The sequence below is a fragment of the Kineosporia sp. NBRC 101731 genome, assembly GCF_030269305.1.
Taxonomy (GTDB): domain Bacteria; phylum Actinomycetota; class Actinomycetes; order Actinomycetales; family Kineosporiaceae; genus Kineosporia.
The window spans coordinates 401,348-424,485 of record NZ_BSTC01000004.1; the positions used below are offsets into that span (position 1 = coordinate 401,348).

A 23,138-nucleotide genomic window follows, 5' to 3' on the forward strand; every position below is an offset into this window, starting at 1 on the left:
AGCACCGTGTTCGAGCACTTCGGCATGCTCCGGCTCAAGCCCGAGGCGACCACCGCCCAGCGCACCGCCATCGTGGACGGGCTGAATGCCCTCACCGACGTCGTCCCGGGCCTGCTGGAGGCCCACGCCGCCCAGGATGCCGGGCTGCGCGACGGCACCGCGGACATCATCTTCCGCATGGTCTTCGCCGACCGCGAGGCCTGGACGGCCTACGGCACGCACCCCGCCCACGTCGCGGTCATCCAGGACCGGATCGCCCCGGTCCTGGCCTCGAAACTGTTCGGCCAGGTCGAGAAGTCCGCCTGATGCACGGGCTGCACCACCACCTGTCCGACGATTTCGCCGCGGCCGGCCTGGCCGGGCAGCTGACCCCCGGCCGGCGCGCGGCCTTCCTGCTGATCGACCCCGCCCGCGCCTACACCGACCCGGCCTCGCCGCTCTACGCCGGGGTCGAGGCCGCCGCCGAGGTCATGCGAACCCTGCTGGGTGCGGCCCGCCGGGCCGCGACACCCGTCGTCGTGACCCGCGTCCTTCATGAATTTCCCACCGACGGCGGCCTGTTCGCCCGCAAGGTGCCGGCCACGGGCCGCTGCTTCACCCCCGGCAATCCCTGGGCCGACTACATCGAGGGCCTCGAACCCGTCTCCGGCGAGTGCGTGGTGACCAAGCAGTACCCCAGTGCCTTCTTCGGCACCGCCCTGGCCGCCACCCTCACGGCCACCGGTGTGGACACCCTGGTGATCGCCGGCCTCAGTACCAGCGGCTGCGTGCGCGCGAGCGCACTCGACGCCCTCCAGCACGGTTTCGCGCCCTTCGTCGTCGCCGATGCCGTCGGCGACCGCGACCACGACGTGCACACCTCGAACCTGCGGGACATCGACGCGAAGATCGGGCAGGTCATCGACGCCACCACCGCCCTGACGCTGATCGAATCCGCCGGCGCCACCACGGACATCTGAAAGAGGCCGCTATGACCGACACCCCCGACTGGAACGCCGAAGTCGCCCGGATCCGCCAGTTGCGCCGCGACCGCACCAAGGTCGGGCCCGGGAGCCGCCCCGCCGTCGTCATCGTCGACTTCCAGAAGGCCTTCACCGAGCACGAGCACGTCGGCCCGTCCACGGCCGTGGCCCTGAAGCACTCCCAGACCCTGCTGGAGGCCGCCCGGGCGGCCGGCGTCCCGGTGATCTACCTGGTCATGATCCTCGACCGTCTCGACGACCGGATGCTGGCCCAGCGGGTGCGCTCCTCGCTCACCGAACGCTGCGAACGCGGCAACCCCTGGACCGAGATCTCCTCCGCGGTACCGGCTCAGCCGGGAGACCACATCGTGGAGAAGACCGTCGCCTCCGGCTTCTACAACACCCGCCTTCACGATCTCCTCCAGGACCTCGGTGTCGACGAGGTCGTGGTGATCGGCACGTCCACCAGCGGCTGTGTGCGGGCCACGGTGACCGACGCCGCCTACCGCAACTACCGGATCAGCATCGTCGAGGAGTGCTGCGACGACTTCCGCACCCTCTCGGGCGAGGTGTCGCTGTGGGACATGCAGGACCGCTTCGGTGACGTCGTCTCCCTCGACTGGATGCTCGGGCGGTTCGGGGCGCCGACATCATGACCGTTCTCAACAACCAGCGCCTGGTCTACCAGCCCTTGCCCCTGCGCCCGCGGGTCACCCTGCCCGGCGACGCGCGGGTGGCCGTCTGGCACGCCCCGAACGTCGAGCACTACGACTACGTACCGCCGGGCCAGGGATCGCCCCAGGGCCGGGTTCCCGCCCCCGACGTGCAGCACTACATGCACCGCGACGCCGGTAACCGCACGGCGTTCTGGCGTCTGCTGCGGGTGGTGGACGAGTTCGAGATCCCCTCCACGGTGAGCCTGAGCCTGTCCGTGCTCGAGGAGATCCCCGAGGTCCGCGATGCGATGAAGGAGCGCGGCTGGGAGGTGATGAGCCACGGAATCTCCAACCTGCGGCCGCTGTACGGCTACGAGGCGCAGGCCGAGCGTGAGTTCTACGCCCAGAACCAGGCCCTGGCGCTGCGCTACTGGGGCAAGGCGATCAAGGGCATGCTCGGGCCCAAGGTCTCGGGGACCGACAACACCTGTGACCTGATGGCCGAGGCCGGCATGACCTACCACGCCGACTGGATCCACGACGAACAACCACGCCCTCTGAGGACGTCCACGGGCGCGCGTCTGGTGTCGGTCCCCTACAGCTACATGCTTAACGACGTGCCGCTGCTGCACGCCAAGCACTACGACGGCGACTATTTCGTGGCCATGGTCAAGGCCCAGGTGACGCGGTTGCTGCGCGACGCCGACCGGGACGGTCAGGCGCGGGTCACCTGTGTGGCCACCCACCCGTTCGTGACCGGTCAGCCCTGGTTCACCCAGTACCTGCGGGAGATCTTCGGCTGGCTGCGCGAACAGGACGGTGTCTGGCTGAGCACGGCCGGCGAGATCACCGACCACTACCTCGAGCACCACTACGACGAGCAGCTGCGCTCCGCTCTCGCGAGCCAGGACCCGACGGCGGCGAGGGCATGAACAGCATCGGCACCGAAACGACGTTCGACGCCCCGATCATCGTCAACCCTGACGACGCAACCGTTTTCGCCCCGGATCTGGCGCGCACCTACGACCCCCACCGGGAACCCTGGACCCTTCCGGCCGGCAAGAAGCTGGTGGTGTCGCTGTTGCTGCACGCGCCGGCCTACCTGGACGACGTGCCGGCGGGCCTGCTCAAGCCGGCCGCGATGCAGGGCGGGGTCGGCCGGGAGACGTCCGAGCCGCGGCACGGGCAGGTGGCCAGGCTCTCACAATGGGACTTCGGCCTGACGGCCGGCATCTGGAGACTGCTCGACATCGCCCAAGCCGCCGGCGTTCCCACCGCAGTAGCACTGGACTCCCAGGGCGTGCGCACCATGCCCGGCCTGGCCGAGCTGGTCGCCCAGCAGGCCGACGAGATCGTGGTGCGCGGGCGGGCCGCCAACGTCATCCTCGGCACGGGCCCGGACGAGGAGGCCGAGCGGGCCTACATCGCCGAGGCCACCGCCGCCGTGCAGGACGCCACCGGACGCACCGCGACCGGCTGGTTCGGGCCCGAGCGCAGCCAGTCCGCCCGCACCACCCGGCTGTTGCGCGAGGCCGGGTACGGCTGGTTCGGCGAGTGGCCGGTCGACGAGCGCCCGGTCGAACTGACCGGTGCATCGGCCGGCCTGGTCGCCGTGCCGCATCCGCTGGAGACCGAGGACATGTTCAGCCTCTACACCCGCGGACTGCCGTTCGCCGCCTACGAGAGGCTTCTGGACGCCACGGTCGACACCCTGATCGAGGACGCCGCTGTCGTGGGTGGCCGGCACCTGGGGCTGAGCTGGTTCGGCTGGGTGCTGGGACAGGCCTGCTTCGCCGACGTGGCCGAGAGCTTCCTGCACCGTCTGGCCGCCCGCCCCGAAGTACTCCTGGCCACCCCGGGAACCGTTGCCGATCGCGTCCGTTCGTGGACGTGACCCTCACCGGCGCACCCGCCCGAACCACCCTCCCGCGGGCCCTGGCCTGGGCCCTGGGCAGCGGCACGGTGCTGCAGGGCCTGAACTCCGCGGTGATCGCCGTGGCGCTGGTACCGATCGCCGACCACTACGGCACCTCCGCGGCGATCCCGTGGCTGATCAGCGGCCTGTACATCGCCTCGGCCGTCGGGTCGCCCACCGGCGGCCGGCTCGCCGACCTGTTCGGGGCCCGGCGGATCTACCTGGCCGGCCTGGTCCTGGTCGTTCTTGCCTCGGTGCTGGGGCCTTTCGCTCCCTCGGCGGGCTGGCTCGTGGCCGACCGGGTGCTGCTGGGGCTCGGGACCTCGGTGCAGTTCCCCGCCGCGATGGCGATCATCCGCCGGGAGGCGGACCGGCGCGCGGCCGAGGTCTCCGGGGCGATCGGCGTCGTGGCGCTGTGCGGGCAGAGCACGGCCGCCCTCGCACCGACGGTCGGCGGGCTGATCGTGGTGGTGTCCGGCTGGCCGGGTATCTTCTGGATCAACCTGCCCCTGGTGGCCAACTGCCTGTTCTGGGTGTGGCGTTGTGTTCCGGCCGACCCGCCCCGCGAGAAACGGGGCGCCCGGGCCGCCCTGCGGGTCATGGACGTGCCGGGTGCGCTGCTGTTCGTGGCCACGCTGTCACTGACCATGACGGTGCTCCTGTCGCTCGAGAACGGCACACAAGGGCGGGACCTCGCCCTGGGTGCGGCCGCCGGTCTGCTGGCCGCACTCCTGGTGCTACGGGAGCGACGGTGTGCCACGCCGTTCCTGGACCTGCGACTGCTGGCCGCCCACCCGGCGATCCTGATGACCTGCGTGCGGGGGACGGTCACGTTCGTGGCCTTCTACACGGTGTTCTACGGAATGCCGCAGTGGCTGGAGGTGGGCCGGGGCCTCGGCCCGGCCGCCGCCGGCCTGCTGATGCTTCCGGTCTTCGGGGTGGGTGTGGTGTCCACCCTGGTCGCCACCCGATGGGCGGCCCGGCTGGGACCGGGCCGGCTGCTGCTGGTGGGTAACGCGGCGTTCGTCGTCTCGGGCCTGGTCCTGGCGCTGACCGCCGGCGTGGAGAGCCCGCTCGCGCTCCTGGTTCTCGTCAATGTTCTCCTCGGCATCCCGACCGGGTTCAACAACCTGGGCAACCAGCTGACGCTGCACCACGCCAGCCCGGCCCGGGCCAGCGGCAGTGCCAGCGGCCTGTACCGCACGGCCCAGTACATCGGTGCGGCGATCTCCGCCGTGCTGCTGACCCACCTGGTCCCGACCGACCGCGCGGCGGGGGCCGCCGCCCTGGACACCGCCGTCCGCGACATCGGGCTCTGCCTGGTGATCATCGGTTTCCTGCTCCTGGCCACCGGACTCACCACACATCGACGACACCACCTATCTGGACAGGCGTCCTCCATCGGAAGGAACACCAAGAATGGCAACAGGTCTTAAACAACGCGGCCGGGCCGACTTCAACTTCCTGGCCGACCTGGCCCGCTGGAGCGGACTGGAACTGCAGGCAGCGGCGGAGAAGGATTTCGGTGACCTGTGCCCGGGCCAGTCCCTGCCGGGCGAGGTCCACGAGCAGATCCGGCACGCCACCCGGCTGCTGGAGGAAGGGTCCCGGGCCTACGGCTGGGACCGTTTCTACACCCGCCTCGTGGCCGAGCACCAGTTCGAAGCCGCCCGCTACGCATACGAGGACGGCAAGGAAGCTGTCACCACCGAGTACGCCGACAACGCGCAGCAGGGCGGCACCATCATCGTGGACGCCTCGCTCCAGACCCCGGACTACTGGTCACAGACCGACTTCCACCTCGCGCCCGGCGGATGGGAGGGGCACGAGCGGATGGGTTTCATGATCCATGACTACGTCTACGACCTGATCTTCTCCACCGGCGGCATCGGAGCGGTCCGGCCGGACCAGAAGTTCACCGATGCCCGGGTCCAGACCGCGCAGGCCGGACTGCGCGATCACTACGACACGATTCTCGAGCTGGGCGTCGGCACCGGCCGGTACGCGGTCTCGCTGCAGACCGTCTACCCCGGGGCCCGGATCACCGGTGTCGATCTGGGCCGGACCGAACTGGAGCACGCCCAGCTGGTGGCGGCCCGCCACGGGTTCGCCTGGGACCTGCACCAGGCCGCTTGCGAACGGCTGCCTTTCGAGGACAACTCCTTCGACCTGGTCACTGCTTTCATCCTGCTGCACGAGGTCCCTCAGCCCTCGGCCCGGCAGATCCTGGCCGAGGCCTACCGGGTGTGCAAGCCCGGTGGGGAGGTCCTCATCGGTGACGTGGCCCCCTACAAGGATCAGGAGTCCTTGTTCCGTTGCGTGATCCTGGACTGGGAGACGGAGAACCGGGCCGAGCCGTTCTGGCGGGGGGCCCTGCTGGCCGATCGCCCGGGTCTGGTGCGCGCGGCCGGGTTCGCCGACGTCACCGAGTTCGGCGCTTCCTACCCCTGGATCACCCGCGGCATCAAGCCGGTTCTGGAAGGAGCCCCCGTATGAGCAGCCCGCACTACCCCACGACGAACGATCCGGCCCCCACGTACCTGGCCGGCACGAGCCCGGACGAGCTGGCGCGCATGGTGGTCGGCCTGACCGAGGAGCTCTGGATCCTTCGCGACCGGGTGATGGTGCTGGAGGAGGTACTTTCGCAGTCCGGGGCGATCAGCAGCGGCACGGTCGACGAGCACACGCCCGGCGAGGAGCTGCACGGGCGGCTCGCACTGGAACGGCAGCGGCTGATCCGGCGGGTGCTGGGCGCCCCCCTGACCGTCGGCCCGTAGGCCGGTTCGGATGTGCGGCACTTCGGCTCGGTCCGGCCCATGAGCAGCACTGCGGGGATCGTGCTGGCCGCCGGTGCCGGCACCCGGATGGGCCGGCCCAAAGGGCTGCTCACCGACGCTGACGCAGTGCCCTGGGTGCAGCGTGCGGTCAGGGCACTGCAGGACGCGGGCTGTCGTCCCGTTCTCGTGGCCACCGGTGCGCGGGCACAGGACGTCGGTCGGCTCGTCCCGGCCTCGGCGACCGTGGTGCCGGTGGCCGGCTGGGAAGAGGGGATGGGCGCTTCACTGCGGGCCGCCCTGCACGCCGTCGCCGGGCTGACGGCCACGGAAGGCGGGGGTGAAGCACCCGACGCCGTGGTCGTCACCCTGGTCGACATGCCCGACGTGACGGGCGCCGTGGTGGCCAGACTCCTGGCCGGTACCGGGTCGGCCGCAACCCCGCAACCGCCCCTGGGCTCACCGTTATCGCATTCGGCGGGGCGGCGACGTCAGGGCGCCCTGGCCCGGGCCAGTTATGACGGTGTCCCCGGTCATCCCGTCCTGCTCGGCCGCGACCACTGGCCGGGCATCCTCGCCACCACGACGGCTGATGCCGGGGCCCGGCACTATCTGCGCGGTCGAGACGACGTCGTGCTGGTCGAGGCCGGTGACCTGGCCTCCGGCGCCGACCTGGACACGCCGGAGGATGTCCGCGTCCAGGACGGGAGAAAAGGTCAGGACGGGCGGAGCCACCCGTCCTGACCCTTCGTGGAGTTACTGGCCGCGCACCAGACCGACGGCGATCGCCGGGTCGAAGACTCCCGCTGCGGCGTTCGGGGCGATGCCGCAGTTGCCGTCCGACTCACCGGGGGTCTTGATCCACAACCGCGCCTCGGGCGTCCTGGCCGTGGGCGTCTTGTTCACGCGCGCGGTGACACCCAGCTTCCGGCCGGCCGGGTTGCACCAGACGCCGTTGCTGCCCAGACCGTTCCGGCTGGTGTCGACGATGTACGGCTTGGTCGCCGAGCCCCGCTTGCGCAGCTGCGCGTTCAGCTTCGTGGCGAACGCGTTCTCCTCCGCCGTGGTGTGGTAATTGGACACGTTCAGGGAGAACCCGCGGATGTTCTTCAGCCCGGACTTCAGCAGCCGGCTCGACATGGCCGTCGCCGTGGCGTAGTTCGAGTTGCCCGCATCCAGGTACACGTACGCGTTGGGGGCGCTCTTGTGGAACTGCTCGGTGGCGTAGGTGAGCAGCTTCTGCCGGGTGGCGGCCTGGGCCGTGGTCAGGCAGTTGAAGTCGGCCAGGGCGTCGGGCTCGAGGACCACCACGGCCCGGCGTTTGCCGACACCGGCAGCGAAGTTCTTGATCCAGGTGCGGTATTCGCTCACCGCCGCGCCGCCCGCCGAGTGCCCGCCACAGGCATCGCGCCCGGGGATGTTGTAGGCCACCAGGATCGGAGCCTTCTTCTTCTTCGCGGCTGCCGTGACGTAGACGTTCACGGCCGGCTTGATGTCGTTGGACCAGCTCCCGAACCACCGGGCCATCGGCTTGGACGACAGGTTCGCCTTGATCGTGGCGGCGCGGCTGTCGCTCTTGTTCTGGGAGACCCAGGTGGCCGGGCCCGACGTCGGGTCGACGTAGAAGGTCATGGTCTTGGGCAGACCCTTGACCGCCGCCGCCGTCACGGTGGTGTCGGCCGCCTGGGTCACCGCGGCCTGGGTCACGGTGGCGGGGGCGGCGTTCTCGGCGTGACCGACCAGGCTCTGCGTCACGGCGCCGGCAACGGCGAGCGAGGCGGCAGCGGCAATGGTCACGGTGGTGCGTCGTTTCACGGGTCCTCTTCGGTCAGGCCTGGGGAGTAGGCGACCTAACCTAGGGAATCCGATGTTATGAGTTCCTTATCCCTTTCCTCATCATCCCCTTCCTCATCGTGCCCGCCGGACGGTCGCGATGCCCACCCCGGCCAGGCACAGCACGCCCCCCACCAGCGCGAGCACCCCCGGCACCTCCCCCAGCAGCGCCCACGACATCAGCACCACCAGGGGCGGTACCACGTAGGTGGAGGCGGCCAGTCGTCCCACGTTCGTCCGCGACAGTGCGTATCCCCAGGCCAGGAAGGCAATTGCGGTGGGGAAGACCCCGAGGTAGAGCAGGCTCAGGGTGGAGGAGAGCGACGCGTCGGCGGCCTGCCGGATCAGGCCGGGCGCGAACGGAAGACAGGCCACGGTGCCGGACAGACAGCCGATCCAGGTGAGGGCCAGGGCGTCGATCCGCGTCAGCAGGCGTTTCTGCGCGGTCGCGGCGGTGGCGTAGAGCACGGCCGAGGCCAGACCGAGCAGAACCCCGACCAGGTCGCCCCGCCCGTCGGAGGTGGTGATCGCGATGAGCGCCACACCGCTGAAGGCCACCGCCATGCCGATCATCAGCCGAACCGGAAAGCCTTCTCCCAGCAGCAGACCCGCGAGCACAGCGATCAGGACCGGCGCCAGGTTGACCAGCAGGGCGGTGGTTCCGGCGTCGAGACTCTGCTCGGCCCGGTTCAGGCTCACGTTGTAGAGGCCGAACCAGGCCACACCCCACAGCATCGCGGCGAACAGGAGCGGGCGTCGGGGTAGCAGAGGACGCGTACTCGCCCCGGTCGCCCGCCTCGCCTTCGCTGCCTGGAAAAGACCGACGGCCGTCAGCGCGACGGAGCCCGCGAGCAGGCGCCCCAAAGCCAGGGGACCGGCCGAGTAGTCATGGCCGGCGGCCCGGATGCCCACGAAGGCCGACGCCCACAGGACGACGGTGACACCAGCCGCACCGAGAGGCAGGAGCGAGGTGCGAGACGGTGCAGGAGGTGGGGCGAGGGCGGTCATGGGGTTCATCGTCGGGGTCGTCGCCGATGAAGCACCAGCACGCGTTACTACCTGACCATTAAGCCGCACTGTAGAGTTGTCCGATGCTGGACCTGCATCGCCTGCGCGTGTTCCGTTCGGTCGTGGCCAGCGGTTCGGTCCAGGCCGCCGCCACCAACCTCGGGTACACGCCCTCCGCGGTCAGTCAGCACATCACGGCGCTGCAGCGGGAGACCGGGCTGCCCCTGCTGGAACGCGTGGGCCGGGGGCTGCGTCCGACCGCGGCCGGGCTGGCGCTGGCGGCCGAGGCGGACGACCTGCTGACCCGGCTCGGCGTCACCGAGGCCCTGGTGGCCGACCTACGGTCGGGGCGCACGGGGTCACTGTCGATCGCCTACTTCGCCTCGGCGGGCGCGATCTGGCTGCCGCCCCTGGTGCACCGGCTGAGTGACGAGTTCCCCGGCCTGCGCATCGATCTGCGGCTGAGCGACGTCCCGCCCGACAACCCCGACGAGCGCGCGGACCTCCATCTCGTCGTGGCCCAGAGCACGTTCACCGCGGGCACCGGCTTCGCCGTGCACCACCTGCTCGACGATCCGTACGTCGTGGTCCTGCACCGCGCCCATCCGCTGGCCGCCCGCGAGGAGATCGAACTGGCCGAACTGGCCGGTGAGCGATGGATCGACAACGACTTCACCCAGGGCTGGTGCCGGCAGAACCTGATGGACGCCTGCGCCGCGGCCGGGATCAGCCCGCCCTTCCACGTCGAGGCTCACGACTACCGCGCCGCCATCGCCTTCGTCGCCGCCGGCATCGGGGTCACCGTGATGCCCGAACTGGGCGCCCTCGCACCGCCCGAGGAGGTGGTGGTCGTCCCGGTGGTCCGCCCCCGTCCGGTGCGCAGCATCCACGCCGTCGTCCGGGACGCGGCCGCCGCCACCCGCCCGGGCGCCCTCGCCCTGGAGCTGCTCCGCACCACGTCCCGGACCCACCGCGCCGCACCCATGCTCAGCCCGGGCTCATGATTTGCTCAGGACGTGCTCATCAGGTCGAGCCCCTCCAGGATCCGGACCTGCTCGTGCTCGACGACGGCGTGCATGCGGGCGATGGCCTCCTGCTGAGCCTCCGTGAACTCCAGGGCGGCGAAAGCCCGGTCGATGTGCCCCGGGTCATCGATGCGCCAGAGGTTCCAGGTCTCGTAGAGAGGGCCGATCTTCGTGATCGCGGCCTGCTCCAGCATGATGCCCTGGCTCTCGAAAAGATCCTTCACGTGCCGCATCCCTTCCTCGTAGGCGGGCAGGTTGATCCAGCTGTAGCGCAACTGGAGCTGGGCGAGCATGAAGTACGTCATGGCAACGACGCTAAGGACGACCCGACTGGACGTGCTAGGCAGTTGAGTCCATGATTCATGACGAATAGTCCACGGCGAGCTGGCGGTCGGGAATGAATGCACTGGATTCGGTCCTTTCGACCGCGCGGACCCACGATGCGCGCTACGAGCTGCTGGTGGGGCGGCGGACGTTTCGGGGCGACCGTCCCGGCAACCAGGCCCTGGTCGTCTGGGTGGCCGCCGGACCGGTCACCGTGGCGGGGTCCGCGCTCGGCGCGACGGCCCCGTCCGACGGGAAGCTCGTCACCGGTGACGTCCTCTTCGTCGGCCCGGACGCCTCCTTCGCCCTCGAAGCGGCCCCGGACGCCGAGGTGCACGTGCTGTCGCTGGACATCGAGCCCTTGTCCGCCGATGCGCTGGGCCGGGCCCTTCCGGAGCTGATCTCCCTGGAGTCGGGCGGTGAGGCGGCCCGATCGGCGGCGGCCGCCATGCTCCTGATCGCGCAGGAGCACGCCGGGGCGCGACCCGGCGCATCCGTGATCACCTCGCGCCTGGCGGATGTCGTCTACGTGACCGTGGTGCGGGCGGCGGCGCTCTGCCTGGCCCAGGGCACGTGGCTGGCCCTGCTCAACGACCCGCGGCTGGCCCGTGCCGTGAGCGCCGCGCATGACGATCTCTCCCGGGGCTGGACCGTGGCGCACCTGGCCGCGGTGGCAGGGATGTCCCGTTCGGCCTTCGCCGCCGCGTTCCGCGCGACATCCGGCCAGGGACCGATGGAGCACCTCACCTGGTGGCGCCTGTACCGGGCCAAATGCCTTCTGCGCACGACCGACCTGGACATCACGCAGATCGCCACGCAGCTGGGCTTCTCCAGCGGCACCGCCCTGAGCCGCGTGTTCCGTCAGCACACGGGGGTCTCGCCCACCCCCTGGCGCCGGGCCCTGGCGGGCGACCCGTCGTGGACCTGATCCGCGCGAGACAAGCCGCTGACGTGACCGCCGATTCCCGGGAGTTCCCCGTGCCCACCGCGTTCCGCCTCGCCGTAGCCGTCCTGGCCACCGGGCTGCTCGTGAGCGGATGCGGCGACGGCGCTTCCCCGGCCACCGCATCGCCGACGACACCGGCGTCCTCCAGCACCCCGTCCTCCAGCACCCCGACCCCGGTGGTGACGACGGCACCGGAGGCGACCACGACGTCCACCATTGACCAGAACCCCACCTGCACGGACTATCTGGTGATCACCGCGCGCGGCACGAGCGAACCGCTGGCCGACTCCAACCTGCTCAGCGGGGTGGCGCGGCAGATCGCGGCGGCCCACCCGGGCCGCACGCGGCACTACGACGTGCCCTACCCGGCCGACGCCGTGTCCCTCAGCGCAACCCCCGGAGACGCGTTCTTCGGCGCGAGCGCCGACGAGGGAGTGCGCCTGATGGTCGGGGAACTCAACGTCGCGGCACGAAAGTGCCCGCAGCAGAGGTCGATCGTGATGGGCTACTCGCAGGGTGCTCTCGTGGCCGCAGACGCTCTGATCAGCGCATCGGTCCGCAACGCCGGGCGCGAGCAGGCCGAACTGACGCCCGCGGCGGCCCAGAACATCGATGCCGTGGTGCTGTACGGCGACCCGCGCTTCGTCGGTGGCGAACCGTTCAACGCGGGCGATTACGACAGCGGCATCGACGGCATGGTGACCGACCCGCGACCGGCCGGTGCCCTGGAGGCGTTCGCCGATCGCCTGCGCGACTACTGCGTGGCCGACGACTTCGTCTGCCAGTCCGGCGGCCGGTTCGCCCCGCACGTGGCCTACTTCACCAACGGGATGCGGGAACAGGGAGCGCAGTTCGCGCTGGCCCGGATGCGGGCCCGGTGACCGGGAGGCCACCGGGCCGGCCGGTCAGCGAACCTGGGTGGCGCTGAACTGCATGCGGGGCGTGGCGTAGAACTCCTGGGCCTGGATGAGCTGGAGCTCGCGCTCGCCGGAGCGGTAGGTCAGGTCGATCAGGTCGAAAACGCTGGAGGCCGTGCGTTCCAGCGCCACGGCCGGCTGACGCGACTGCACATAATGGGCGGTGAACAGGGCCGCGGTGACGTCACCGGAGCCGTTCGCCTTGAAGGGCAGCTGCGGGGTGCGCACGATCCAGGCGCCGCTGTCGTCGACGACCAGCATCTCGACGGTGTCTTGCGGGCGGTCCGGACGCTCCACGCTGGTGACCAGCACAGTCGCCGGGCCCAGCTCGCGGGCCAGGTCGGCCGCAGCCAACGTGGACTCCAGGGACGAGGGCTCGGTGCCGGTCAGCACACCGAGCTCGAACTGGTTCGGGGTGATGATGTCGGCCACCGGCACGACCCGCTCGCGCAGCAGGTCGGGGATCTCGGGGGCGACGAAGCACCCGGACTTGGCGTTGCCCATCACCGGGTCGCAGGCGTACAGCGCCGAGGGGTTCGCGGCCTTGACCCGGCCCACGGCGTCGACGATGACGTCCGCGATGCCCACTCCGCCCTGGTAACCGGACAGCACCGCGTCGACCTGCGGGAACACACCCCGCTCCTCGACTCCGAGGAGAACCTCGGCGACGTCGGCCGGCGGGATCAGCGGGCCGCGCCAGGCCCCGTACCCGGTGTGGTTGGAGAAGTTCACGGTGAGGACGGGGACGACCTCGACACCGATGCGCTGCAGGGGGAAAACTGCCGCGGAGTTCCCGACGTGACCGTGGGCGACCGCGGACTGGATGGAGAGGACCTTCATTCCCCCACCTTAATGCGGTGACCGGTGCCGACTGCGGCCGGCCGGATCCGACCCTGGGCGGACGGATCGTAGACCGGGCAACACGCCCGGTCACCGGGCGTGCGGCGAACGCGGGCCCCTGATTGACCGCGAGCGCCCCGGCAACGCAGGGTCGAACGGGTGTACACCCTGTCCTCACCCACCGTCCTGGCCACGGATGCCGCCGCCCATCCTCACGCCCTGCCGCTCCTGCGAGGGCTGAGCGGTGCGTTCCGGATCAGTGAGGACGGCGCCTACGCCCTGGCCCAGGCCTGGCACGACCGGGACGAGAGTGCCCACGGCGTGGCCTGGGTGCTGGTGGCCCTGCTGGACATGAACGTGCCCACGATGGCCGAGACGCTGAAGAGCGCCGGGGCCACGATGAGCGCCGAGTCCCTGGCCACCGGCCGGTTCGGCACCAGCTCGCAGGTGGCCGCGCTGGTCGCGACCGCGGCGGCCGACTGGCCGGACGCGGCGATCGCGCCGGTGCCGGGCACCGGGTTCGTGCCCGCCTCCGCGGCCGTCGCCGCGGCGGCCGCGGCCGGACTCTGGGCCCGCCCGCAGCTGGAGGCCGAGCAGGTGGCGGCCCTGCGGGCCCCGTTCGAGCAGGCCGCGTCCCGGGCCCCGTTGTACGAGAGCGGCGACTCCCTCTACGGCCCGCGCAGCACCGCTGTACTGGAACTCATCGACCGGGTACGGACCGGCCAGGTCACACCCGCCCAGCTGGCCGGCATCACCTGGCCTGCCGGGGTCTGGGCCCAGGCGATGCACGAGGCGGCCTGGGCCTGTCACCGTGAGAACCGCCTGCGCGAGCAGATGCGCGCGGTGCTCGACGTGACCCTGGAGTTCGTCCAGGCCCATCCCGACCTCTCCCCGGCCGGGATCCGCGAGTGCACGGCCGCGCTGCACGCCATGACCGTCAGCCGGCTGGTCGCCGACGTGGCGGACGAGAAGGCCGTCGGGGACCTGACTCTGGCCGAGTTCGGGATCTGATGCCCTAGGGGCTGAGACCGGCGCGGAAGGTGAACGAGACGAGCTGGGCGCGGTCGCGGGCCCCGACCTTGGTCATGGCCCGCACCGCGTGGGTCTTCACGGTGAACGGCGACACGAACATCTGGGCGGCGATCTCCTCGTTGCTGAGACCTCGCGCGACCTGGACGACGACGTCCCGTTCCCGGGGGGTGAGGGCGTCGAACCGGCGCAGCAGGTCCTTGTCGACCACCGGCGGTGGGTCGGCGGTCATCTGCCCGATGAGCGCGGCCGTCGCGACCGCCGACAGCGCTCCCCCGCCCGCCATCACCTCGGTGATCCCGGCCACCAGCTCGGCCGGGCTCACCGTATTGCCGAGGAAGCCGTTGGCCCCGGCCCGCAGCGCGGCGATGACGATGTCGTCCTGGTCGAACGTGGTCAGCACGATCACCCGGAGCCGCTGGGGCGGGTGCTCGGCACGGATGCGGCGGGTGGCCTCGACCCCGTCGATCCCCGGCATCCGGATATCCATGAGCACCAGGTCGACCGGGTGCTCGCGCAGGAACGGCACGGCCTGGAGCCCGTCGGACAGGTCGCCGACCACCTCCAGCGAGTCGTCGAGCTGGAGCATCGCGCGGATACCGGCGCGGATGTCGTCCTGGTCGTCGACGATCAGCACCCGGGTCATGCGGCCACCTCCCTCACCGGGCTGAACTCGGCCCGCACCCGGAATCTCCCACCGTGGTTGTCGATCGTCAGGCTCCCGTTCGACGACTCGACCCGTTCCCGCATCCCGACCAGGCCGAGCCCACCGCCCGGGGCGCTACCACCTCGCGCGCCGGCGACCCGGTTCTCGACCGTGACGCGGATCCGGCCCTCCTGCTCCCGCACGGATACCTCGGCTGTCCCGGTCCCGTGCCGGTAGGCGTTCGTCAATGCTTCCTGGACCACCCGGAAGACCGTGACCTCGACTCCCGGTTCCACCGACCCCTCGGGAAGTTCCAGACCGGTGGAGACTTTCAGCCCGATCTCCTCGAACGAGGCGACCAGTGCCGGTATCCCGGCCAGAGACGGGGTCGGTCTCAGCGCCTCGTCGCCGGGCGGGGTGTCGCCCCGGCGCAGCAGGGCGAGGATTCGCTGCGTCTCGATGATCACCGTGCGGGCGTTCGAGCGGGCGGACACCAAGGCGCGGCGGGAGTTCTCGGCCTCCGGTGGGAGCCCGATCTCGGCGACTCCCAGGTTCATGCTGAGCATCGCGACCTGGTGACCGATCACGTCGTGAAGGTCGCGGGCGATCCGCAGGCGCTCGGCGCTCACCCGCCGCAAGGCCTCGACCTCGCGGTCGGCGACGGCTTTCTCGGCGCGTTCCTCCAGCATCCACCAGCGGTCGCGGTGATGCCGGAGCGCGGCCCCGGTAGCTCCTCCGGCGATGGCTGAGAAGAGCGCCGCGACAGCGACGTCGGCACCGCCCCGGAATCCGCCCACGGTCATGAACGCCCCCAGGAAGAACACCGCGACCACCGCGATCGCGGGCACCGCGGGCTTGCCCCGGAAGGTGACCGACACCAGGACGAAGACCGCCATCATCCACACCGACAGCGGATCGGTGCCCACCGCGGTGACGGCGAACGCGGCCGCGCTGGTCACGACCAGCCCGGCCCACGGCCTCCACCACGACAGAGCCACCCCGCTGCCGGCCAGCAGCACCGACAGCACGGTGGCCCGGTCCGAGGCGTGGATCACCACCGCCACGATCTGCCCGGTGAACGAGAGCGTGGCCGCCGCGTAGGCCAGTAGGTGCAGGACCCCGGGTCGGCGGATCCACGCCGGGGCCGTGGAGCCGTCGACCCGGTTGTGTTGCCAGACCTCCTTGACCATGCCCCGATTCTGCGGCACATGGGTCCGGCAGATGTACTTCGTTCGAAGTACGCGCCCGTCCCGCAGCCCCCGCAGACTCGCTGCCGACAACCCCCACACCTCTGAGGACGGGACCGCATCATGCCGACCACCACCACCGCACGGGACGCGATCAGCGCCACCTCCCGGCTCTACCTGGCCCGCGCGGTCATCGCCCTGGCCTGGGCCGGTTTGCTGGCCGTGTCGCTGTCGTCGGCCGGCACCCTGACCGCCGACTCCGACCTGCCCCTGCTGGCCGTCGTCCTCCTGATCCTCTACCCCGTCCTCGACGTGGCCGCGTCCGTCCTCGACGCGCGGACCCAGGAAGCGGTCGGCAACCTCGGTGACCGGCGCGCCCAGCTCGTCAACGCGGGTATCAGCACGATCACCGCCGTCGCCCTGATCGTGGCCGTGATCGACGGCCCGGCAACCGTTCTGCGGGTTTTCGGGGTCTGGGCCACGCTCACCGGCCTGATCCAGCTCACCCTCGCGATCATCCGGCTGCGCGCCGGTCTGCCCGGCCAGGTGGCGATGATCATCAGTGGCGGGCTCTCCACGCTGATCGGGCTGATGTTCTTCGCCCAGGCGGCGCGGGAGGAACTGATGCTCACCGGGGTGGCCGGTTACGCCGTCGGCGGGGCGATCCTCTACCTGGTCTCCACCGTCCGGCTGCGTCGCGCGGAAGCGAACCGGGCCTGAGCCGACCCACGACGTCGTGGTCGCCGGAACGTGGGCTCAGTGGGCGGGGCCGGGAGTGTCCGGCACGGCGGCGGCAATGATGTCGTCACGGAACTGCGCGATGACGTCGTCGGGAATGTAACCGTCGACGGCGACCTCGGGGGCGATGGTCAGCCACCAGTCGAGGATCTCCTGCACCTTGGCGCGCGGGATGTCGACGGTGAGACGAGGACCGCTGAGGAACGTCACCGCCACGAAGCCGGGCCGCGGTGGCACCGGTTCGATCTGGAGAACACCGGGGATGACCGCCGGGCCACCCACCTCAGACGGTCCGGCCGTCTTCGCGCAACCACCCGGGCCGCCAGGTCACCAGAACCGTCATGACGAGACAATAGTTCGTGATCCGGCCCGACCGCGAGTGCCACCACCCACGAGCACCGGTCGGCGCTGGAGGAACTCAGCGCCGACCGGTGCTCGTCGTGACCGCGATGGATCGTGCACTGGGCCGATCGGGTGGTCGGCTACTTCACCGTCACCGAGACGGTCTTGAAGTACGAACTGACGGTCGTCTTCAGAGCGGTCTCACGGACGCTGTGTCGCTTGGCGCCCTTGGAGCTCCTCAGGTCGACCTTGCTGACCAGGACGTTGTTCGACGGGACGCTGCGCAGCTGGGCGAGCAGGGCCGTCAGCGAGGTCGGTTCGTTCGTGCCCGGGGCGGCGGTCAGGCTGTCGGCCACGGTGAGCGAACCGGTCCAGCCCTTGCTCTTCTTCGGGACCGCCACCGTCAGCGGCACCGTGACCTTCTTCGTGGAGCGGTAGGCCAGCAGCGTGGCGCGCAGCGGAATGCTGCCGCCGGAGGTGACCTTCTGGGTGCCCTTGAGCGCCACCCACTGGCCGCTCTTCTTCGTCTCCACCTTCGTCACCCGGTAGGGCTTGTAGGTGGTGCTCACCGTTCCGGTGACCTTGACGCCGGTGATGTTGACGTTCTCGAACTCCTGCTGCACGAGCGGGCTGATCGACGCGTAGAGAGCGTCGGCCGTGGCGTAGGCGATGTCGTAGGAGTCGGTGTAGCGGTCGGTGTGGGTCAGCGAGAACTTCTTGCCGCCGGCCCGGGTGCCGGTGACGGTGTAGGTCACCGCGGCCGATCCGGCCCCCTGCGCGCCGTTGGCCTTGACGACCGCGGACTGCAGGTGGGTGGCCGCGATGTCACCGGCGTAGGGCTGGTAGACACCCACGGTCTTGCCGGTGAAGGTTTTACCGGCCGCGTTCTTCAGCGACGTGGTGATCGGGTAGGTGTGCTTCGGGGCCGTGCCCAGGGTGCTGGTCAGGCCGATCGTGCCGTCCTGGGTCACGGTGCCGACCACCCCACCGGGGTTGCCCACCTTGAACGGGCCACCGATCGGGTCGGCCTGCACGTAGACCGCGGTGGCCGGGTGCACGCTGTACTCGGCCGGGCCGACACCGAAGAACGGGTGACCGAAGGCGATCGCGGTCTTGCCGCACACGTAGGTGGTGGTGCCCAGCGCGGTGGCCGCGATGTCGCCGTAGGACAGCGCGGCGGCGTAGTTCGACCCGGCGAAGATCTCACTGGGCGATGACTTGGCGCTCGCGCTCAGTTTCGAGGCGGTCGAGGCACTGGTCCGCACCACCGGCCCACTGTTCTTCTCGATCCTGGAGAGGAAGTGCTGGGTGTTCTTCGGGGCCGCACCGGTGATCGTGACCGGCACCGGCAGCCGCTGGAAGCCCTTGGCGGCGAGCTTCGAGGAGGCCTCCCCCGTGCTGGCGATGCGGGCCGCCTTCGTCGACGAGACCGCGATCTTCGTCGCGCTCTTGGTGCCCGCCTTGAGTGCGAGCAGGTCTGCGGCCGGGGTGATACCGGCGATCTTCGAGGACGCCGCCAGCCCGTAGGAGACCGACCCGATCAGCTTGCCGCCGGAGGTGTAGACCGGGGAGCCGGACATGCCCGCCCACACGCCGCCCGCACGATCGAGAGCGGGCGAGTCGACCTCGGCCATGATCATGTCCACGCCCGGGGCAATGCCGTCGGTGACCCGGCCGAGCACCGTGGCCGTGAATTCTTCGGCTTTGGTGCCCTTCTCGACCGTGTAACCGGTACCGGTCAGGCCGTCGACCGCCTGGGCGGTGGGAAGTGCCGTCGGGCAGTCCGTCGCCGCGGCGAAGGACGACGCCCCGGGAAGGGCGACGAGCACGCCGGAGACCACCGCCGTCGTGATGAAACCAAAGGCCACGTGGGACCTGGTCATGTTTCCCCCTGCTGTTCGAGAACCCCAGGCGCGGCAGACGTTGCCGCGCGGCGCCGGGCCGTTCACCGACCGCCTACGTCGGACGGTGGTGGTGAACCCTCGGCGACTTCGACCATAAGCCGCTTCGGGTGCCTTGTCCGGCTTTTCGGTGGAGATGCGACTATAGGGGTAGGGCGGAGCCCATCCTGGGTCTGACGGGTGGGCGATTTTTCCTCCTGCGGGAGGTTGCTCTCCTGGCCAGTAGCCTGTACATGATCCAATCGCCCCTTCGGGCAGTGACTTTCGTCCCGGTCGAAAGGGAACCCCGGATGACCGGCGCTCCCCTCCACCTACGGACCCGTGGCGCCCACTCTCCCGGTGACCGCCTCGCGCAGATGCTCGCGGAGCAGACCGGTGATGTGGGGCGACCATTCCGGTGGGAAAATGTGACCCAGCGCGGCGATCTCGACCAGCCGGGCGGTGGGGATCGCCGCCGCCAGGGCCCGGCCGTGCTCGCCCGCGGTGTCCCCTCGGTCGCCGTCGACCTGAGCGGTCACGGCCTGTCCAGCCGGTCCCCGCAGGCGCGCTGGGCCAGGCCTTTCAGCGCCGGGCAGTTCGCCACCGAGCCCTCCCCCGTGTCCGGCATCACCACGGCGTCCGCGGTGGCCACGCTGATCGAGCAGATCCGCCTGATCGGCAACGGTGAACCGTGCGTCGTGGTGGCCCACAGCATGGCCGGGGTGGTGGCCACCCAGGCCGCCGAGCTCGCCCCCGAACTGTTCGCCCACCTCGTCCACGTCAGTGCCTACGCCCCGATCACCGGTTCCGTGATCGACTACGCGGCCCTGCCCGAGGCCGCCGACGCGGGCGTGACCGACCTTCTGACCGCCGACCCCGACGTGGTCGGTGCATTGCGCTACGACACCGGTGATCCGTCCCGCCGCAGCGCCTTCCGCGAGGTCTTCTCCGCTGACGTGGACATCGAGACCGCCGACGCGGCCATCGGTCTGCTCAGCAGCGACGCCCCGCTGCTGCCGTCGCTGGACCGGGTGACGGTGACGGCGTCCCGGTACGGAAGCATCCCCCACACCTACGTGGTCTGTACGCAGGACCGCGCGATTCCCGAAGCCCTGCAGCGCCGCTTCGTGCGGGACATCGACGAGGTCTGCGGCGCCGGGACGAACGTCGTCACGCTGGAGACCTCGCACTCGCCGTTCCTGTCGCAGCCGGCGGCACTGGCCGACGCGATCCTCACCTCCTGGTGAAAAGAAGGGGTACCCGCCGTCGGTGACGGCGGGCACCCCTGCACCACGATCAGCTCTGGGCGCTACCGCCCGGCTGGAGGGTGCCGTTCACCGTCAGCGTGTACGGCGCGTACTGCTGGACCTGCTCGGTCGGCTCGTCGTAGGCCACGACGGCCACGACCTGGTCGTACTTCCTGAGCTTCTTGAGGTCCGAGCTCTTCGAGGAGAGGTTGATGCTCGACTTCCCGTCGAAGGTGATCTGGATCGCCCGGTGCTTCTCGGCGTCCAGACCGACCAGGCGAACGTTCCAGTTGTTCACCGTGACCGGCACGATCTCGGTGGGCGAGTCGAACGGCTCCAGGCTGGATCCGTCGCTGATCACCGTGCCACCGACCGAGAGGTCGTCGATGAGCAGGCCGCCCTCGTTGACCCCGCCGTCGCTGACGTAACGGATGCTGACCAGGACGTTCTGGCCGGCGTAGGCCGACAGGTCGTACTCCTGCGCCTCGAACCCGGCAGTGGTGCCGTTCAGGCCCGGGCCCAGCGGCGCGTCGTCCACGGTGTTGCTGCCCGGGAGCGGTGCGCTGTAGGTCTTCCCGCCGTCGGTGGAGACGCTGACGTAGCCGTAGTCGTACGTCGCCTCGGCGCCGTACTTGGCCAAGAACCGCAGCGTCGGGTCGGCGGCCGGAACCGTGACGGGCGTGACGAGCGCGGCATCGGTGTTGTTCTCGTTGCCGGAGAACAGCACCGGGTTACCCGCCCGGTCGGGGTCGTCGTTCACGATCGTCCAGGCCAGCGGGGCCGGCGGCAGGGTCTTGGCGCCGCTGAACGTCAGGGACGTCAGGTCCTTGCCCTTCAGTGCCTTGCCGTTCTTGCCCTCCAGCTCCACGTAGTCGGCACCGTTGGGGGCCGCGCCCGGCTCGGCGTACGACTGCGTGTTCTCCAGGTTGACCGAGGCCTCGAGGCTCTTGCTGGTCACCCTGGACCTCGAGATACCCGAGATCTTCGACTTCTTCGAGGCGTCGAGGAACGCGTCCAGCAGCGTGGAGGACTGGAAGTCGTGCAGTACACGGTAGACGTCCTTGACGCCGACGGCCTTGAGTTCGGCCTCCAGGCTGGCGATGCCCTGCCGCTCGCCGTCACGGTGCAGCGCGGACATGAAGTCCAGGCCGTACCGGTCGTAGAGGAACAGCATCAGCGAGTACGCGTGGCCGTAGTCGGCCAGCACCGCGTTCGGGTTGTCGCTGTCCTCACCCCAGAGGTTGAGGGAGTTCTGCGCACCTCCGCTGTCGCGCGGGTTGGGGTTGTACGGCGAGGGCACCGTGCTGTAGCCCTGGTACGAGATGAGGTGGTTGTCGAAGCCGGGTTCGAAGACGGTCGCCGTGGAGTTGGAGTACCCGGTCAGCGAGATCGCGAAGTCGGACAGGCCTTCGTTGATCCACGTCCCCTCGTTCGGGTCGGCGTAGTACTGCAGCAGGTGCTGCCACTCGTGCCCGAAAACGCCCTCGTACAGCCACGGGCGGGCCGGGCGGCTGGTGCAGGGGTCGCTGGTCGACGCGTCCACCGGGTTCGCGGTGGTGCGGTGCGTCCAGTCGAAGGCGTCGATCGTCATCGTGTTCCGGTCGAACAACTCGTTCAGGTAAGACGAGAAGAAGCCCGCGGTGTAGGTCGGGACCGTCGGGAAGTCGTAGTAGTTGTCGTCGCGGACGTTGTCGACCAGGGTGACGGTCTTCTCGCCCCCGCCGGTGTAGACGCCACCGTTGCCGTTCGCGTCCGGCCCCAGCAGGGCGTTCGAGCCGTCCCGGTCCGGAGGCGTGCTGAAGGCCGCGGTCTCCTTCGGATACATGTTGTCGTCGAACTCGTCGACCAGGCCCTGCACCTGCGCGTCGGTGATCGTGGTGCTGCCCGCGACCGCGTTGCGGCAGTCGCCCTCGGGGAACGCCAGGTCGTTGGCGACCCACACCTCGATGTGGTCACCCACGCCGCGCAGGGTGAAGTCCTTGCGGTAGTAGCCCTCGACGTCGTCGGAGGCGACCCACTGGCGCACCGTCCCGACCGCCGGCGTCGGCTCGGCCGCGGCCGACGTCTTCAGCTTGGCCTTGCTCGGCGCCTGGTAGCTGGTCGGAGCCTTGACCTTCTTGCCGTTCACCAGACGCGGGGCCTTGTTGCCCATGGTGATGTCGGAAGCGGCGCCACCGGGCTTGTCCTGCGTGGTTGCTGCGACACCAGCGGCTGCGGGTAACGCCAGGGTGGTGAGCGGCACGGCGAGCGCGAGAGCGATCGTCGCCGCCAGTCGTTTCCGGACCATCAAATCTCCTTGAAGATGTGGACGGAGGTCACTGCGCGGTGGGCGGCCGGCACGAACGGGGTACGCCCGCGCAGTCACCCACCCGAACCGGAACTCGTGTCCGGGCCGGGTCGTGATGAAAGGTAGTCGAACTTGGCAATAAAAGTCAGGACTTGTCGGACGTCGCGTTATGTCGTCATGCTCGTGGAGGCCGCTCGCCGCCCGACGGGATCGTCGGCCCAGCCGATGTCGATCACCCATTTCCCGGCCCGTCACCCGGGTGCTGCGAACGGCTGGGCCGGTTTCTCGACACGGTTCCAGCTAGGCCGCAGGAGGCCCGTCCGAGCACGGGAACCCCCGCGAGAGGCGGACCGGCCTGCGGTGGAGAGTAAAGCAATTCCCCAAGAGCGTGAGCGCTTTTTGCTGCCCCTGCGGCGGATGTGATTCACACGGGAAAAGAATTTCTCCTGGGGCATTCATGCCGGCCCACGAGCACGTCCTCTCTCGCCGGCCGGGCTCGGCATCATCTATCCCGCAGGCCACAGAATTCCCTGTTCATGGTGTGGTGGGTCACGAACGTCCCCCGCCCATCCAGGATCCTCG

Annotated in this window: 24 protein-coding genes; 15 read left to right on the forward strand and 9 right to left on the reverse strand. The window is 70.1% G+C overall.

The genetic code is table 11. From position 1 onward, the window contains the following. Window positions 1-6 precede the first annotated feature (6 nt). From QSK05_RS14765 to QSK05_RS14805, 9 genes are read left to right on the forward strand one after another with little or no spacing between them, the layout of a single operon-like run. Window positions 7-306: a Dabb family protein gene (locus QSK05_RS14765; RefSeq protein WP_285597756.1), complete on the forward strand. Its 300-nt coding sequence runs from the start codon at window positions 7-9 to the stop codon at window positions 304-306. Further along, complete coding sequence (locus QSK05_RS14770; protein ID WP_285597757.1) at window positions 306-959, forward strand: isochorismatase family protein; 654 nt, start codon at window positions 306-308, stop codon at window positions 957-959. Before QSK05_RS14765 ends, QSK05_RS14770 begins: the two co-directional genes overlap by 1 nt. A gap of 11 nt (window positions 960-970) precedes the next feature. After that, a complete protein-coding gene (locus tag QSK05_RS14775) occupies window positions 971-1,618 on the forward strand; it encodes a cysteine hydrolase family protein (RefSeq protein ID WP_285597758.1) in 648 nt (215 codons plus the stop codon). Then, complete coding sequence (locus tag QSK05_RS14780; protein ID WP_285597759.1) at window positions 1,615-2,550, forward strand: polysaccharide deacetylase family protein; 936 nt, start codon at window positions 1,615-1,617, stop codon at window positions 2,548-2,550. The genes QSK05_RS14775 and QSK05_RS14780 overlap by 4 nt, the downstream gene beginning before the upstream one ends. Next, complete coding sequence (locus tag QSK05_RS14785) at window positions 2,547-3,512, forward strand: polysaccharide deacetylase family protein (protein WP_285597761.1); 966 nt, start codon at window positions 2,547-2,549, stop codon at window positions 3,510-3,512. Before QSK05_RS14780 ends, QSK05_RS14785 begins: the two co-directional genes overlap by 4 nt. After that, window positions 3,503-4,969, forward strand: a complete 1,467-nt coding sequence (locus tag QSK05_RS14790) for an MFS transporter (RefSeq protein ID WP_285597762.1) — start codon at window positions 3,503-3,505, stop codon at window positions 4,967-4,969. Before QSK05_RS14785 ends, QSK05_RS14790 begins: the two co-directional genes overlap by 10 nt. Further along, window positions 4,953-6,029, forward strand: coding sequence for a class I SAM-dependent methyltransferase (locus tag QSK05_RS14795; RefSeq protein WP_285597763.1), 1,077 nt, complete (start codon window positions 4,953-4,955; stop codon window positions 6,027-6,029). Before QSK05_RS14790 ends, QSK05_RS14795 begins: the two co-directional genes overlap by 17 nt. Beyond that, window positions 6,026-6,310, forward strand: coding sequence for a hypothetical protein (locus QSK05_RS14800; RefSeq protein WP_285597764.1), 285 nt, complete (start codon window positions 6,026-6,028; stop codon window positions 6,308-6,310). The genes QSK05_RS14795 and QSK05_RS14800 overlap by 4 nt, the downstream gene beginning before the upstream one ends. Before the next feature lie 39 nt (window positions 6,311-6,349). Continuing rightward, entirely contained in the window at window positions 6,350-7,051 is a 702-nt protein-coding gene (locus QSK05_RS14805) for a nucleotidyltransferase family protein (RefSeq protein ID WP_285597765.1), read from the forward strand. A 12-nt stretch (window positions 7,052-7,063) separates the two neighbouring features. On the opposite strand, the gene QSK05_RS14810 is transcribed toward QSK05_RS14805, so the two are convergent. Next, window positions 7,064-8,122 carry a glycoside hydrolase family 6 protein gene (locus tag QSK05_RS14810; RefSeq protein WP_285597766.1) on the reverse strand — a complete coding sequence of 353 codons (1,059 nt, stop codon included), beginning with the start codon at window positions 8,120-8,122 and terminating at the stop codon, window positions 7,064-7,066. Between the two features lie 93 nt (window positions 8,123-8,215). Further along, complete coding sequence (locus QSK05_RS14815) at window positions 8,216-9,148, reverse strand: DMT family transporter (RefSeq protein ID WP_285597767.1); 933 nt, start codon at window positions 9,146-9,148, stop codon at window positions 8,216-8,218. Between the two features lie 83 nt (window positions 9,149-9,231). On the opposite strand from QSK05_RS14815, the gene QSK05_RS14820 reads away from it, so the two are divergent. Next, window positions 9,232-10,152 carry a LysR family transcriptional regulator gene (locus QSK05_RS14820; protein WP_285597768.1) on the forward strand — a complete coding sequence of 307 codons (921 nt, stop codon included), beginning with the start codon at window positions 9,232-9,234 and terminating at the stop codon, window positions 10,150-10,152. Between the two features lie 5 nt (window positions 10,153-10,157). Here QSK05_RS14820 and QSK05_RS14825 read toward each other — a convergent pair whose 3' ends face one another. Then, the gene (locus tag QSK05_RS14825; protein WP_285597769.1) at window positions 10,158-10,478 is read right to left on the reverse strand and encodes a hypothetical protein; all 321 of its coding nucleotides are present in this window, start codon (window positions 10,476-10,478) and stop codon (window positions 10,158-10,160) included. Window positions 10,479-10,570: 92 nt separating this feature from the next. On the opposite strand from QSK05_RS14825, the gene QSK05_RS14830 reads away from it, so the two are divergent. Then, a complete protein-coding gene (locus QSK05_RS14830; protein ID WP_285597770.1) occupies window positions 10,571-11,425 on the forward strand; it encodes an AraC family transcriptional regulator in 855 nt (284 codons plus the stop codon). A 23-nt stretch (window positions 11,426-11,448) separates the two neighbouring features. Further along, window positions 11,449-12,324 carry a cutinase family protein gene (locus QSK05_RS14835; protein ID WP_285597771.1) on the forward strand — a complete coding sequence of 292 codons (876 nt, stop codon included), beginning with the start codon at window positions 11,449-11,451 and terminating at the stop codon, window positions 12,322-12,324. Window positions 12,325-12,348: 24 nt separating this feature from the next. On the opposite strand, the gene pdxY is transcribed toward QSK05_RS14835, so the two are convergent. After that, window positions 12,349-13,200, reverse strand: a complete 852-nt coding sequence (gene pdxY, locus QSK05_RS14840) for a pyridoxal kinase PdxY (RefSeq protein WP_285597772.1) — start codon at window positions 13,198-13,200, stop codon at window positions 12,349-12,351. Window positions 13,201-13,359: 159 nt separating this feature from the next. Between pdxY and QSK05_RS14845 the strand changes: the two genes are divergently transcribed. Continuing rightward, window positions 13,360-14,211 carry a hypothetical protein gene (locus QSK05_RS14845; protein WP_285597773.1) on the forward strand — a complete coding sequence of 284 codons (852 nt, stop codon included), beginning with the start codon at window positions 13,360-13,362 and terminating at the stop codon, window positions 14,209-14,211. Between the two features lie 4 nt (window positions 14,212-14,215). Here QSK05_RS14845 and QSK05_RS14850 read toward each other — a convergent pair whose 3' ends face one another. Both QSK05_RS14850 and QSK05_RS14855 read right to left on the reverse strand, forming a co-directional pair. Then, window positions 14,216-14,875, reverse strand: coding sequence for a response regulator transcription factor (locus QSK05_RS14850; RefSeq protein ID WP_285597774.1), 660 nt, complete (start codon window positions 14,873-14,875; stop codon window positions 14,216-14,218). After that, the gene (locus QSK05_RS14855) at window positions 14,872-16,065 is read right to left on the reverse strand and encodes a sensor histidine kinase (protein WP_285597775.1); all 1,194 of its coding nucleotides are present in this window, start codon (window positions 16,063-16,065) and stop codon (window positions 14,872-14,874) included. Before QSK05_RS14855 ends, QSK05_RS14850 begins: the two co-directional genes overlap by 4 nt. 120 nt (window positions 16,066-16,185) lie before the next feature. Here QSK05_RS14855 and QSK05_RS14860 point away from each other — a divergent pair, with 120 nt between their 5' ends. Further along, window positions 16,186-16,782 carry a hypothetical protein gene (locus tag QSK05_RS14860; protein WP_285597776.1) on the forward strand — a complete coding sequence of 199 codons (597 nt, stop codon included), beginning with the start codon at window positions 16,186-16,188 and terminating at the stop codon, window positions 16,780-16,782. 36 nt (window positions 16,783-16,818) lie between these two features. Here QSK05_RS14860 and QSK05_RS14865 read toward each other — a convergent pair whose 3' ends face one another. Then, window positions 16,819-17,082 carry a hypothetical protein gene (locus QSK05_RS14865; protein ID WP_285597777.1) on the reverse strand — a complete coding sequence of 88 codons (264 nt, stop codon included), beginning with the start codon at window positions 17,080-17,082 and terminating at the stop codon, window positions 16,819-16,821. Between the two features lie 200 nt (window positions 17,083-17,282). Continuing rightward, window positions 17,283-19,025, reverse strand: a complete 1,743-nt coding sequence (locus QSK05_RS14870) for a SpoIVB peptidase S55 domain-containing protein (protein ID WP_285597778.1) — start codon at window positions 19,023-19,025, stop codon at window positions 17,283-17,285. A gap of 308 nt (window positions 19,026-19,333) precedes the next feature. Here QSK05_RS14870 and QSK05_RS14875 point away from each other — a divergent pair, with 308 nt between their 5' ends. Then, window positions 19,334-20,269 carry an alpha/beta fold hydrolase gene (locus tag QSK05_RS14875; protein ID WP_285597779.1) on the forward strand — a complete coding sequence of 312 codons (936 nt, stop codon included), beginning with the start codon at window positions 19,334-19,336 and terminating at the stop codon, window positions 20,267-20,269. Between the two features lie 49 nt (window positions 20,270-20,318). Here QSK05_RS14875 and QSK05_RS14880 read toward each other — a convergent pair whose 3' ends face one another. Next, window positions 20,319-22,556, reverse strand: a complete 2,238-nt coding sequence (locus tag QSK05_RS14880) for a choice-of-anchor J domain-containing protein (protein WP_285597780.1) — start codon at window positions 22,554-22,556, stop codon at window positions 20,319-20,321. Between the last annotated feature and the right edge of the window lie 582 nt (window positions 22,557-23,138).

Excerpts from the sequence above, each read along its gene's own strand:
- QSK05_RS14770 (WP_285597757.1), top strand. The coding sequence starts at position 306 with ATGCACGGGCTGCACCACCACCTGTCCGACGATTTCGCCGCGGCCGGC.
- QSK05_RS14775 (WP_285597758.1), top strand. The coding sequence starts at position 971 with ATGACCGACACCCCCGACTGGAACGCCGAAGTCGCCCGGATCCGCCAG.
- QSK05_RS14780 (WP_285597759.1), top strand. The coding sequence starts at position 1,615 with ATGACCGTTCTCAACAACCAGCGCCTGGTCTACCAGCCCTTGCCCCTG.
- QSK05_RS14785 (WP_285597761.1), top strand. The coding sequence starts at position 2,547 with ATGAACAGCATCGGCACCGAAACGACGTTCGACGCCCCGATCATCGTC.
- QSK05_RS14795 (WP_285597763.1), top strand. The coding sequence starts at position 4,953 with ATGGCAACAGGTCTTAAACAACGCGGCCGGGCCGACTTCAACTTCCTG.
- QSK05_RS14800 (WP_285597764.1), top strand. The coding sequence starts at position 6,026 with ATGAGCAGCCCGCACTACCCCACGACGAACGATCCGGCCCCCACGTAC.
- QSK05_RS14805 (WP_285597765.1), top strand. The coding sequence starts at position 6,350 with ATGAGCAGCACTGCGGGGATCGTGCTGGCCGCCGGTGCCGGCACCCGG.
- QSK05_RS14815 (WP_285597767.1), bottom strand. The coding sequence starts at position 9,148 with ATGACCGCCCTCGCCCCACCTCCTGCACCGTCTCGCACCTCGCTCCTG.
- QSK05_RS14820 (WP_285597768.1), top strand. The coding sequence starts at position 9,232 with ATGCTGGACCTGCATCGCCTGCGCGTGTTCCGTTCGGTCGTGGCCAGC.
- QSK05_RS14825 (WP_285597769.1), bottom strand. The coding sequence starts at position 10,478 with ATGACGTACTTCATGCTCGCCCAGCTCCAGTTGCGCTACAGCTGGATC.
- QSK05_RS14830 (WP_285597770.1), top strand. The coding sequence starts at position 10,571 with ATGAATGCACTGGATTCGGTCCTTTCGACCGCGCGGACCCACGATGCG.
- pdxY (WP_285597772.1), bottom strand. The coding sequence starts at position 13,200 with ATGAAGGTCCTCTCCATCCAGTCCGCGGTCGCCCACGGTCACGTCGGG.
- QSK05_RS14850 (WP_285597774.1), bottom strand. The coding sequence starts at position 14,875 with ATGACCCGGGTGCTGATCGTCGACGACCAGGACGACATCCGCGCCGGT.
- QSK05_RS14855 (WP_285597775.1), bottom strand. The coding sequence starts at position 16,065 with ATGGTCAAGGAGGTCTGGCAACACAACCGGGTCGACGGCTCCACGGCC.
- QSK05_RS14860 (WP_285597776.1), top strand. The coding sequence starts at position 16,186 with ATGCCGACCACCACCACCGCACGGGACGCGATCAGCGCCACCTCCCGG.
- QSK05_RS14870 (WP_285597778.1), bottom strand. The coding sequence starts at position 19,025 with ATGACCAGGTCCCACGTGGCCTTTGGTTTCATCACGACGGCGGTGGTC.
- QSK05_RS14875 (WP_285597779.1), top strand. The coding sequence starts at position 19,334 with ATGACCGGCGCTCCCCTCCACCTACGGACCCGTGGCGCCCACTCTCCC.
- QSK05_RS14880 (WP_285597780.1), bottom strand. The coding sequence starts at position 22,556 with ATGGTCCGGAAACGACTGGCGGCGACGATCGCTCTCGCGCTCGCCGTG.